Source organism: Tardiphaga sp. 37S4 (assembly GCF_021044645.1).
In the GTDB taxonomy this organism is placed as follows: Bacteria; Pseudomonadota; Alphaproteobacteria; order Rhizobiales; family Xanthobacteraceae; genus Tardiphaga; species Tardiphaga robiniae.
On sequence record NZ_CP088008.1, the window covers coordinates 5,027,562 to 5,039,585 of the forward strand.

General features: G+C 63.1%; 10 protein-coding genes. 6 read left to right on the forward strand and 4 right to left on the reverse strand.

What is annotated here, in order from left to right:
- Nucleotides 1–3 precede the first annotated feature (3 nt).
- A complete protein-coding gene (locus LPB73_RS23860) occupies nucleotides 4–219 on the reverse strand; it encodes a DUF2783 domain-containing protein (RefSeq protein WP_231078420.1) in 216 nt (71 codons plus the stop codon).
- Entirely contained in the window at nucleotides 216–1,829 is a 1,614-nt protein-coding gene (locus tag LPB73_RS23865; RefSeq protein ID WP_231078421.1) for an FAD-dependent oxidoreductase, read from the reverse strand. The genes LPB73_RS23860 and LPB73_RS23865 overlap by 4 nt, the downstream gene beginning before the upstream one ends.
- 144 nt (nucleotides 1,830–1,973) lie before the next feature.
- On the opposite strand from LPB73_RS23865, the gene LPB73_RS23870 reads away from it, so the two are divergent.
- On the forward strand, nucleotides 1,974–2,447 hold the full coding sequence (locus LPB73_RS23870) for a MarR family winged helix-turn-helix transcriptional regulator (protein WP_231078422.1): 474 nt from the start codon (nucleotides 1,974–1,976) through the stop codon (nucleotides 2,445–2,447).
- A gap of 45 nt (nucleotides 2,448–2,492) precedes the next feature.
- Here LPB73_RS23870 and LPB73_RS23875 read toward each other — a convergent pair whose 3' ends face one another.
- Complete coding sequence (locus LPB73_RS23875; RefSeq protein ID WP_231078423.1) at nucleotides 2,493–3,305, reverse strand: N-acyl homoserine lactonase family protein; 813 nt, start codon at nucleotides 3,303–3,305, stop codon at nucleotides 2,493–2,495.
- 267 nt (nucleotides 3,306–3,572) lie between these two features.
- Here LPB73_RS23875 and LPB73_RS23880 point away from each other — a divergent pair, with 267 nt between their 5' ends.
- From LPB73_RS23880 to LPB73_RS23900, 5 genes are all read left to right on the forward strand, one after another.
- The gene (locus LPB73_RS23880) at nucleotides 3,573–5,075 is read left to right on the forward strand and encodes a caspase family protein (protein WP_231078424.1); all 1,503 of its coding nucleotides are present in this window, start codon (nucleotides 3,573–3,575) and stop codon (nucleotides 5,073–5,075) included.
- A gap of 221 nt (nucleotides 5,076–5,296) precedes the next feature.
- Nucleotides 5,297–5,953 carry an OmpA family protein gene (locus LPB73_RS23885; RefSeq protein WP_089266920.1) on the forward strand — a complete coding sequence of 219 codons (657 nt, stop codon included), beginning with the start codon at nucleotides 5,297–5,299 and terminating at the stop codon, nucleotides 5,951–5,953.
- A gap of 230 nt (nucleotides 5,954–6,183) precedes the next feature.
- Nucleotides 6,184–7,047 carry an efflux RND transporter periplasmic adaptor subunit gene (locus LPB73_RS23890; RefSeq protein WP_231081238.1) on the forward strand — a complete coding sequence of 288 codons (864 nt, stop codon included), beginning with the start codon at nucleotides 6,184–6,186 and terminating at the stop codon, nucleotides 7,045–7,047.
- Nucleotides 7,047–10,157: an efflux RND transporter permease subunit gene (locus LPB73_RS23895; protein ID WP_231078425.1), complete on the forward strand. Its 3,111-nt coding sequence runs from the start codon at nucleotides 7,047–7,049 to the stop codon at nucleotides 10,155–10,157. The genes LPB73_RS23890 and LPB73_RS23895 overlap by 1 nt, the downstream gene beginning before the upstream one ends.
- A gap of 9 nt (nucleotides 10,158–10,166) precedes the next feature.
- A complete protein-coding gene (locus tag LPB73_RS23900; RefSeq protein ID WP_231078426.1) occupies nucleotides 10,167–11,072 on the forward strand; it encodes an efflux RND transporter periplasmic adaptor subunit in 906 nt (301 codons plus the stop codon).
- A 15-nt stretch (nucleotides 11,073–11,087) separates the two neighbouring features.
- Here the strand turns inward: LPB73_RS23900 and LPB73_RS23905 are convergent, their stop codons facing one another.
- Nucleotides 11,088–11,954: a caspase family protein gene (locus tag LPB73_RS23905; RefSeq protein WP_089266722.1), complete on the reverse strand. Its 867-nt coding sequence runs from the start codon at nucleotides 11,952–11,954 to the stop codon at nucleotides 11,088–11,090.
- Between the last annotated feature and the right edge of the window lie 70 nt (nucleotides 11,955–12,024).

Consider the following 12,024-nt stretch of genomic DNA (forward strand, 5'->3'; position numbering starts at 1 on the left):
ACGTCAGTCAGTTCGTGTGGCGACAGGCAGCCGTCGCTTCGCCAGCGCAATCGCGTCACCGAGCACAGCAGCATCGCCGATATGATTGGCGAGGATCAGCACCAGCGCCGTATCGAGCGCCGCGCTTTGATCGTCGGTCAATCCGCGATGAGCCTCGACAATCGCACGATAGGCGTCGTCGGGACTGGCGAAATTGGACGTCGTCAATAGTGCCGTCATGACGGCCTCCCGGAGGCACGCGCGACCGCCGCCTTGATCGCCCGCGGCGTCGGATGCCGGAAACGCGCGGCGACATAACCATCGGGGCGCAGCAGATAGGCAACACCCGGGTCGGCGCCATAACGCGCCTTGAACAGCCCGGTCTCGTCGCGCAGCGCCGCATCATCGCCGACGACCAGACGCGCCACGCCCTCGGGCAGTTCGATCGCCTGACCATCCGACTGCAGCACAGTGAAGCCGCGGCCGGCTCCGGCGAAACATTCCGAGAGAAACACATGTGCGCCGTCATCAGTCGCGAGCGGCGCGTCCGGCATATGCGCGCCCGGTTGCGGACCGACAGACCAGTCGTCGCTATCGGTCGTCGAGAGCGGCGTCTGATAGACCGACGGCACCGACAGTCGCCCGCCATTGATCATGCGCTTGGCGAAATCGGCCTCCCGGGCAAGTGACAACACGGCTTGCCGCATGCGCTGCTCCTGCTTCGAATGCGGGGCGATGAAATCCGTCGCATGGGTCGAGGCACGGATATTCTCGTCCGCGGCCGGACCACGCTCGGCGTCATAGCTCGCCAGCAGCGACGCCGGCGCATTGCCGGCCAGCACCAGTGCGAGCTTCCAGGCGATGTTCTCGGCATCTTCGAGGCCGGAATTGGCGCCCCGCGCGCCGAAGGGCGACACCTGATGCGCGGCATCGCCGGCAAAGATCACGCGCTCATGCAGGAAGCGCTGCACGCGGCGGCACTGGAATTTGTAGACCGAGATCCACTCGAAATCGAAATCGTCGTGGCCGAGCATGCGTGCGATGCGCGGACGTACCATCCCCGGCTGCCGTTCGATTGTGGGATCGGCATCGGGACCGAGCTGCAGATCGATACGCCAGACATCGTCGGGCTGACGATGCAGCAGTGCGGACTGGCCCGAATGGAACGGCGGATCGAACCAGAACCAACGCTCGGTCGGGAATTCCGCGGTCATCTTGACGTCAGCGATCAGGAACTGATCCTCGAACACCTCGCCGGAAAAATCCGCGCCGACCATGCCGCGCAGCCCTGACCGCGCGCCGTCGCAGGCGACGACATAGTCGGCGCGCAGCGTGTATGGCCCATCGGGCGTCTCGATGGTGAGTTCGGCGTGGTCGTTGTGCTGCGCCAGCGCGATGACCTTGTTGCGCCAGCGCAGATCGATCTCCGGCAATTGATGCACGCGATCGACCAGAAAGGATTCAGCGTAATATTGCTGCAGATTAATGAAGGCCGGCATCTTGTGGCCGGTCTCCGGCAGCAGATCGAACTGGTACAGCATGTCCGGTCCGAGAAAGATCTTGCCGACCTTCCACACCACGCCCTTGTCGATCATGCGATGGGCGGCACCGAGACGGTCCCAATATTCGAGCGAGCGCTTGGAGAAGCAGATCGCGCGCGAGCCATCGCCGATGCGATCGGCGTCGTCGAGCAGCACCACGCGCTGGCCGCGCTGCGCCAGATCGATGGCCAGCGACAGGCCGACAGGGCCAGCACCAACAATCACCACAGGATGATGCGCCGCAGCGGCAGCTGACCGCGCCTGATCGGCATGGCGGCGATAGGCAAACTGGCGGACATGTTGCGCCATGGCTCAGCCCCTGCCCTGCAACCGGATGTATTTTCGGATCAACGCTGGTCTGGCCAACGGATCGCACTCCCTCTAAGATAGTCTCATTTGCAACCATCTAAACGCCGGACCCGTAGCGGCGTCAACAGCAGAATTGGTGGCTCCGTGGCAAAATTCGACCTGTTTCAGTTCGTTCCATTCCGGCTCAACCGGCTGGCCGCAGAGGTCAGCGCCGCGCTCTCGGACGAATATCAGGTGCGCTACGGGCTCGATATTCCGGAATGGCGCGTCATTGCCACGCTGGGCTTTCGCGACGACGCCTGCAGCGCGCAGTTCATTTCGCAATGCACGCGCACCCACAAATCCACCATCAGCCGGGCGGTGACGGCCCTGCTGGACCGCGAACTCATCGAACGGGTCGAGAACGAAGACGACCGCCGCGCCTTCGAATTGCGCCTCTCCGCAAAAGGCACCGCGCTCTATGAAGAGCTGATCCCGCGCCTGCTGCACAAGGAACGCGATATTTTGTCGTGTTTAACGGCACAGGAACGCAAGGATTTCGCGGCTGCGCTCGGCAAGATCGAGCGTAGCCTCGACCTCGTGCAGACGCGGCACGGTCAAAAGGTCGGCGCCTACTAAGGCGCGCATTCTTCCCTCGCCCGGCTTGCGGGGAGGGGTCAGAAGCTAACCCGTTACGAAAGAGCGCGACGGCATCTCGTGCAACGCATAGGCATCGGCCTTGCTGCCCTCGACGCGCGGATAGAGCTCGCGCACCAGCGGATCATGGCCGGGAATGATGCGATCGGGGTGGCCGGCAAGGCGCTCGCAGGTGGTCCAGCCGTCGCACATGTCGCCGATATTGTAGACGATTGGAAACGGGCTGCGGCGCTGCATGTTGCCGTAGTAATGCGAGGCGTCTGACGCCAACACCACCGGGCCCCGCGCGGTCTGCACGCGCACGATCTGCAAGCCATCTGAATGGCCACCGACGCGGTGCAGCGTGACGCCCGGAGCAACCTCGCCATCGCCATTGTGGAACGTGACGCGCTCATTGAACACGTGACGCACCATCAGCGTGACGTCTTCCGCCGAGAACGGATGCCGCAGCAGCCCGTTGCACATGCAGCGGCCCGTCGCGTAGCTCATCTCGCGGTCCTGCAGATGGAACCTGGCATTGGGGAGGCGATCGAGATTGCCGGCATGGTCGTAATGCAGATGCGTGACGATGACGTCGCGGATGTCCGCGGCGCGCACGCCGAAATCGGCCAGCGCGTCGATGGGATTGATCGTGAGCTTGCGGCTGCGCTCCTTCGAGGCGGCTTCGTTGAAGCCGGTATCGACAAGAATGTCGCGGCCACCGCCGCGGATCAGCCAGACGAAATAATCGAGATCGGCCGCTGCGGTCTCATGGGGATCGGGTGCGAGATAATTCATCTGCGGCGTCCGCGGCGTCATCGTGGCATAGCGGATCGCATAGATTTCGTAAGTCACGCTCATTCGTCCCGTCCCGTTCGTGGTCGTTGTTGTGCGCAACAAGCCATCGCTGCCGGAAAAGGTCAAACCGTTCCAACCACCGGAATGACCGGGAACCGGGACTGCAGCGATAACGGCTGACGCGTGGTGAATTGACGCGATGGCTGCTGCCCGCACCGCACGTTGACAGCCGCGATCACGCCGGTTTGATAATGCGAATGGCGTGGATTAGTGTCGCTGCGGCGCAAGCCACAGCTTGGACAGCGCCCTCAAGTCTGGACCGGTTTCATTATGAAAATGCGCATTGCTCTGATCGCTCTCCTGACGCTTGCCGCCACGCCCGTCTGGCAGGCCTCCGCCGCGGAAGATCGGACCCACCGGATCGCACTGGTGATCGGCAATGCGAAATATCCGGACGCCGAGGCGCCGCTCAAGGAGCCCATCAACGACGCCCGCGACGTCGCCGCCGAATTGAAGCGTGACGGATTTGAGGTCGATACCGGGGAAAATCTCGGCGGCGATGGCATGCGCCGGGCGCTCGACAAATTCTACGGCAAGGTGAAGCCCGGCTCGGTAGCCCTGGTGTTCTTCAGCGGCTTCGGCATCCAGTCCGCGCGGCAGAGTTACATGATCCCGGTCGACGCCCAGATCTGGACCGAGCCCGACGTGCGCCGCGACGGCTTCAGCCTCGAGACCGTGCTGGGCGAGATCAACGGCCGCGGCGCCGGCGTCAAGATTGCGCTTTTGGACGCATCCCGCCGCAATCCGTTCGAACGCCGGTTCCGCAGCTTCTCCGCCGGGCTCGCTCCGGTGATCGCACCGAGCGGCACGCTGGTGATGTATTCGGCGGCGCTGAGCTCGGTCGTCAGCGATGGCGGCGGCGATCACGGGTTGTTCGTCAGTGAGCTGCTGAAGGAAATCCGGGTTCCGGATCTCACCGCCGAGCAGACGCTGAACCGAACCCGCGTCAACGTCACCCGCGCGTCGCGCAGCGAGCAGGTGCCGTGGATTTCGTCGTCGCTGGCAGAAGACTTCTCTTTCATAGCGGGAACGCGCCCGGCCTCGGCCGCTGTGGCAGAAGCCAAACCGGCCGATCCGGCGCCGGCTGCGACACCGCGCCCCTCTGCTGTGCCCAAGCCGGAGGTCGCCGCAGCGCCTGCAGCTCCTGCACCTGTACCTGCTGCACCCATGCCGGCGGCTCCAGCAGCAGCGCCTGCGCCTGCCGCGGCACCAACTCCTGCCCCCGCCGTCGTCGCCGAAGCCCCACGTGACGAAAACAAGATCCTGCTGGCGCTGGCGGAGGATCCGACCGTCAAATCGCTGAACGTCAAACTGACCGACAATCCGGAGGACGCCGGCGCGCTGTATCGCCGCGGCCAAGTCTATGCCAGCAAGGGCGCCTATTCCGCTGCGATCAAGGATTTCGACGCCACGATCAAACTGAATCCCAAAGATGTCGAGGCCTACAACAATCGTTGCTGGGCGCGCACCGTGACCGGTGACCTCGCCGCCGCGCTCAAGGACTGTAATGAAGCCCTGCGCCTGCGCCCGAATTTCGTCGATGCGCTGGACAGCCGCGGCCTGGTGAACCTCAAGAACGGCCAGAGCAAGAATGCCATTGCGGATTTCGACGCGGCGCTGAAGATCAATCCGCAGCTGACCTCATCGCTCTATGGCCGCGGCCTGGCCAAACATCGCCTTGGCCAGACCGCTGAAGGCGATCTCGACATCACCAATGCCAAAGCCATGGACCCGGACATCGTCAAGGAATTTGCCAGCTACGGCGTTCGATAAGACAGCGCGATAACACGCCATCCGATGATTCCAGAGGTCGGCAGGATTTCGCAGGAAAGTCGCAAGAAAATCGTAGGAAAGTCGCAAGCCCGGTTTGAACCTGCGGCGCGCGAGCGGACACTATTGATGGCAAGCCGGAAGCCATCCTGAAGCGATCCGGCACCAGAATTTGCTGGATTTGATTCAAGCGCGTTTCGCGCGACTAGATGAAGGATGCACCCATGTCGAACACATCCGCACGCCCTGGCTTCAAGGCACTTCGCACGATCGCCATGATCAGCGTCGCCCTGTCGCTAACCGCAGGCATCGCCGCAGCGGCTGAGGAAGTGACCTCCGACCAGATCCTGCGCGCATTGGCGCCGAAGAAGCCACTGACCCGCGGTCTGTCAATGACACCGCCGGCCGAGCCGGCCGTCAATGCCGCCGAAGGCAAGTTCGTCGACTCCCTTCGCAATCGCAGCACACGGTCGCTGTCGATCGGCGAGCGCGAACAGATCGCCGCCGTCGCCCAGACCAAGCCGGCGATCGATCTGGAAATTACCTTCGACTACAACTCGGCGAATATCAGCAAGAAGTCGCTGTCCTCAGTGCAGGCCCTCGGCAAGGCGCTGAGCAGCGAAGACCTCAAGGGCGCTACCTTCGTGGTCGCCGGCCATACCGACGCGGTTGGCGGCGAAGAATATAACCAGGACCTGTCAGAACGCCGCGCCGATGCCATCAAGCGTTATCTGACGGACAAATACGGCATCGCCGGCGCCGACCTCGTCACCGTTGGGTATGGCAAGGGCAAGCCGAAGGCCGGCGTTGCGCCGACCGATCCGTCCAACCGCCGCGTTCAGGTGGTGAATATGGCGAACAAGACCACCGCATCCCAATAGAGCTCGGTGGTACCTTCGAGCTTGCTGCGGATTGCCGCACCACAGCGTTCCGCGCCACGCGGGACGCTGTTTGCTGTGGTGATCGCGGATATCCTGTATAGATTGCCCCGACCTGCCGCCGCACCGATCGAATGCCCCTGGTGCTCCGTAATACCAAGTGGATCGATCTCGCAATGAAGGCTTTTGCCTGCTTCTCCCCCTCTCTCGCATGTCTGTCGCTGGCGGCCACCATGGTCGCAACCACCTCTATCGGCTTCGCCGCTGAACCCGCACCCGCCGGCTCCGCTTCGCCGAATGGCGCCATGGTGATCGTTGCCAAGGCCACCAATGCCTGCTTCTCCGATCTCGTGCGGGTCACTGGATTCGTGGTTCCGCGCCGCGAGGCCGTGGTCGGCATCGAGACCGAAGGTTCAAAGGTCTCCGAAGTGCTGGTCCGCGAAGGCGACACCGTCACCGAGAACCAGGAACTGGCGCGGCTGATACCGCCGCCGACGGCAGGCAATGCACGCCCGAATCCTGTGACGCTGCGCGCCCCCGCGGCAGGTCTGATTACCTCCGTGAACACCATCGTCGGCGCACCGGCCTCGCCGCAGGCCGGGCCGATGTTCAGGATCGCCATCAACAACGAACTCGAGCTCGATGCAGAAGTGCCGAGCATCCATATCCTCAAACTCAACCCCGGCGTCACGGCGCGGATCAGCCGCGACGATCAGCCCGATATTTTCGGCAAGGTGCGGCTGGTGTCGCCACAGATCGACCGCGTGACACAGCTCGGCCATGTCCGGCTGTCGCTGGCCAGCAATCCGTCGCTCAAGGTCGGTGTCTTCGCCCGCGCCAGCATCGACGCCAAGCGCAGCTGCGGCGTCGCGATCCCGCGCTCGGCGATCGAACACTTCATGGTGCAGCTCGTGAAGGGCAACACCATCGAGACCCGACGGGTAAAAGTCGGGCTGGTGTCCGATACGTCGACAGAAATTCTTGAAGGCGTCGAGGTGGGCGACATCGTCGTCGCCGATGCCGGCACATCACTTCATGACGGCGACAAGGTCCAGACCATGTTCGCCGATGACCTCGATCGATCGCGGGTGCGTTAATGGCAATGAATATCTCGGCATGGTCGATCCGCCATCCGCTTCCGTCCATCGTCTTCTCGATCATTCTTCTGGTACTCGGCTGGATCAGCTTCACCAAGCTGGCGATCACGCGGCTACCGAGCGCAGACATTCCGGTGATCTCGGTCGCCGTCTCGCAATTCGGCGCGGCGCCCGCGGAACTTGAAGCGCAGGTCACCAAGACCATCGAAGACGGCGTCTCCGGCGTCGAAGGCGTGCGCCACATCTCGTCGTCGATCACTGACGGCCTGTCGGTCACCACGGTGCAATTCGCGCTGGAAACCAATACCGACCGCGCGCTGAACGACGTCAAGGACGCCGTGACGCGCGTGCGCGCCAATCTCCCCCAGAATGTCAATGAACCACTGATCCAGCGCGTCGACGTCATCGGCCTGCCAATCGTGACCTATGCGGCGATATCGCCGGGCAAGACGCCGGAGCAGCTGTCGTGGTTCGTCGATGACGTGGTCAAGCGCGCGTTGCAGGGCGTGCGCAACGTCGCGCAGGTCGAGCGCATCGGCGGCGTCGAGCGCGAAATCCTCGTCTCGCTCGATCCCGATCGCTTGCAGGCCGCAGGCCTTACCGCCGTCGATGTGTCCCGCCGCCTGCGCGGCACCAATGTGGACCTCGCGGGCGGCCGCGCCGAAATCGGCAAGAACGATCAGGCCATTCGCACGCTAGCGGGCGCCAAGACGCTGAACGAACTCGCCGGCACCATGATCAGCCTGCCCTCTGGCGGCGAAGTGCGGCTCGAAGATCTCGGCACCGTCACCGACACCATCGCCGACCGCCGCACCTTTGCGCGCTTCAACGGCGAACCAGTGGTGGCGCTGGGCATCAAGCGCTCCAAGGGCGCCAGCGATGTGGTTGTCGCCGCGGCCGTGCAGAAGCGCATCGATGCGCTGAAGGCGTCCTATCCCGACGTCGATCTGAAACTGATCGATACGTCGGTCGACTTCACCAAGGGCAATTACGAAGCCGCGATCTCGACGCTATTCGAAGGCGCGGCGCTTGCCGTCATCGTGGTGTTCTTCTTCCTGCGCGACCTGCGCGCCACGGTTATTGCGGCGATCTCGCTGCCGCTGTCAATCTTCCCGGCCTTCTGGGCGATGGACCTGCTCGGCTTCTCGCTCAATCTCGTGAGTTTCCTCGCCATCACGCTCTCGACGGGTATTCTCGTCGACGACGCCATCGTCGAGATCGAGAACATCGTGCGGCATATGCGGATGGGCAAGTCGCCCTATCGCGCGGCGCTGGAAGCCGCCGACGAAATCGGCCTCGCCGTGATCGCCATCAGCCTGACCATTATTGCGATCTTTGCCCCAGCCAGCTTCATGTCGGGCATCGCCGGACAATTCTTCAAGCAGTTCGGCATCACCGTCTCGGTGCAGGTATTCTTTTCACTATTGGCAGCGCGCTTCGTCACGCCTGTGCTGGCAGCCTACTTCCTCAAGGATCACAAGTACGACGATCCACCGCCGGGACGCCTGCTGCAAGCCTACAAAAAGCTCGTGACCCTGTCGGTGAAGCGCTACTACGTGACGGTTCTGTTCGGTCTCGCCGTCTTCGCACTGTCGATCTGGAGCATCCAGCTGCTGCCGCAGGGCTTCCTGCCGGCCCAGGACACGGCGCGTTCGCTCATGGCGATGGAATTGCCACCGGGATCGCAGCTCGCTTACACCGAAAAGGTCACCGAAGACATCGTCGCGCGGCTCCGCAAGCGACCTGAGGTGAAGAGCGTGTTCGTCGATGGCGGTCACGTTCCGCCCGGCACCTATGAAGTGCGGCGCGCAGCTCTGATCATCAACTACACCCCAAAGAGCGAACGCGACAGCGCACATACACAGCGCCTGCTCGAACTCGATATCAGCAAGGAACTCGAAAGCGTTCCGGATATTCGCTACTGGTTCCTCGACGAAAACGGGCTGCGCGCCATCTCGCTGGTGGTGACCGGCACCGACAGCAATATCGTCGCCAATGTCGCCAGCGAACTGGCGACGCAGATGAAGCGCATTCCGCTGATCTCCAATGTGATCTCGGAAACCTCGCTGGATCGTCCTGAGCTGCGCGTGCAGCCACGCGCCGATCTCGCGGCACGGCTCGGCGTCTCCACCGAAAGCCTGTCGGAAACCATCCGCGTCGCCACCATCGGCGACGTCGGCCCGGCGCTGGCGAAATTCGATGCCGGCGACCGTCTGGTGCCGATCCGCGTGCAGCTGGAAGACACGGCACGGGCCGATTTCCAGATCCTCGAACAGTTGCGGGTGCCGCTTGGCGGCGGGCGCGGCGGCGTGCCGCTATCCGTGGTCGCCGACATCAAGCTCGACCAGGGACCGACCAGCATCAACCGCTACGACAGGGAACGTCAGGCCACCGTGGCCGCGGATCTCGTGGGCACCGCCGCACTCGGCGATGCCCTGAAGAAGATTTACGAACTGCCGGTCATGAAGAGCCTGCCGAAGAATGTGAGCGTCAAGCAGTCCGGCGACGCCGAAAGCCTGAACGAACTCGCTGATGGTTTCGCCACCGCGATCTCGGCAGGCCTGATGATGGTCTATGCCGTGCTGGTGCTGCTGTTCGGCACGTTCCTGCAGCCGATCACCATCCTGTTCTCACTGCCCCTATCCATCGGCGGCGCGATCTTGGCGCTGCTGTTGACTGGAAAGCAACTCACCACGCCTGTCTGGATCGGCATCCTGATGCTGATGGGCATCGTCACCAAGAATGCCATCATGCTGGTGGAATTTGCAGTGGAAGCCATTCGCGAAGGTAAACCGCGAGAGGTCGCGATCATCGATGCCGGCATGAAGCGCGCGCGGCCGATCGTGATGACCACCGTTGCCATGGTCGCTGGCATGATGCCGTCCGCGCTGGCCTTCGGCGCCGGCGGCGAGTTCCGCTCGCCGATGGCACTTGCTATCATTGGCGGTCTGATCTTCTCGACGGCGCTGTCGCTGCTGTTCGTGCCGGCGATGTTCATGATGATGGACGATGTCGGACAATTGGCATGGCGCTTCGGGCGCAAGCTGCTGGTGTCGAGCGGCGAGGAAGACCCGCAAAATGGTCAACCACCCGCCGTCCCGCACAAATAGGCAAAAGCAATGACCCTGTCCATCGCCTCTTCCAAGCGAACCACCACATGGGCCAGATTGCTGGTCGCGCTGTCGCTATGCGTGTTCACACAGCCGGCTCTGGCCGCCGACGATCCTGCTGATGCGCCGAAGGGTGCAGCAGTGACCGTGCTGACCGCCGCGAAGTCCTGCTTCTCCGCGACGGTCGAAGTCTCCGGCATCCTGATCCCGCGCGAGGAAGTCTCGATCCGTCCGGATCGCCCGGGCCTCAAGGTCGCAGAGGTCATGGTCGATGCCGGCGAGAACGTCACCGCAGGCCAGATCCTCGCACGCCTGACGCCACCGGAAGGCGGATCGCTGCAAGTTCAGGCCACGGTCGCAGGATTGGTCAGCGCCTCGTCCGCCGTGGTCGGATCACTCGCATCGGCCAAGGGCGAAGCGCTTTTCAGCATCATCGCGCGGAGCGAGTTCGAATTCATCGGCCAGGTGCCGACGCGCGATCTGCCGAAGCTAAAGGTCGATCAACCGGTCAAGGTCAAGGTGATCGGCGCTGGAGAGCTGGACGGTAAAGTGAAACGCGTCGCCTCCACTGTGGAGCCCAACAGCCAGCTCGGCCAGGTCGTGGTCTCGATCACCTCGGCCCGGCGGCTGATGAGCAATTCCTACGCGCGTGCCATCATCAAGACTGGCGAAAGCTGCGGCGTCGCAGTGCCACTGACCGCCGTTCTCTATAGTGCCGGCGGGACCGTCGTGCAGGTGGTCCGGCGGCAGCGCATCGAGACGCGGCGCGTCGAGATCGGGCTGATGTCAGGCGGACGCGTGGAGGTACGCGAAGGTTTGAGCGATGGCGATGTGATTGTCGCACGCGCGGGCGCCTTGTTGCGCGAAGGCGACCCGGTTCGTCCGGTGATGGCCAGCGCAGACGCTAACAAGTAAACGCGATGGGACAGCTTAGCTGCCGGCCTTGGCCGTCGCGCTATCGCCGAGCAGGATGTCCTCAACCAGCGACGACGACACGGCAGGAACCTGCTCACCGGCGGTCGCGCGGGTAACCGCAACGCGGGTGTTGGTGAAGACGGACTCGGCACTCGCCGGCTTGGCCTTCATGTTCTTCAGCAATTCGGTTGCGAGCAGGCTGTTCTGACCATCCACATCGTCGGCAACCTTGCCCGGCGTCGCCGAGGTCAGGATCAGCGCATTCTCCGGCACGTCGATCGGCGCGAGACCACGGGAGTAACCGCGGAAGCGACGCTCATAGGGATTCCGGCGGGAGGCATCCAACACGACCAGTTTGGCCTGGGCACCCTGCTCCTTCATGATATCGAGAACGGCCTCGACGCTCATGCCATCGCGGCGGATGTCACGCTCTTTCCATATCGCAGCATCGACCGGGATCATGTAGCTCTGGCGGCCAACCTGGACGCCATAGCCACCAAAATACAGCATCACGACGGTTTCAGGCTTGATCTTGGCCTTCAGGCGCTCGACAGCGCGGGTCATGTCATCGCGGGTCGCGTCTTCCACCACATCGACGTCGAAACCGTCGCGGCGAAGTGCGCTCGTCATGGCACGTGCATCATTGATCGGCTGGCTCAGCGGCGCGCCGGCGTCGGGGTAATGACCGTTGCCGATCACCAGCGCGATGCGCGACGCCTTCGTCACGGGATTGATCGTCCCGGTCACCGTCTCGGCCTGTGCGGCTTCCAGCGAGCGCTTGTTCAGCGCGGCATTGGCGCCAAGCACCAGCGACACCAGGCCAACAAAAGCTGCGGCCACAGTGATCGAGCGACGGGATACGCGAAACTGCCGTACGTTCATAACGTCATTCCTGCTCATCGTTCAGGCGCAACCGTGGGTCGCGCGAACGTCGAAATAGGTTTGAAGGGAT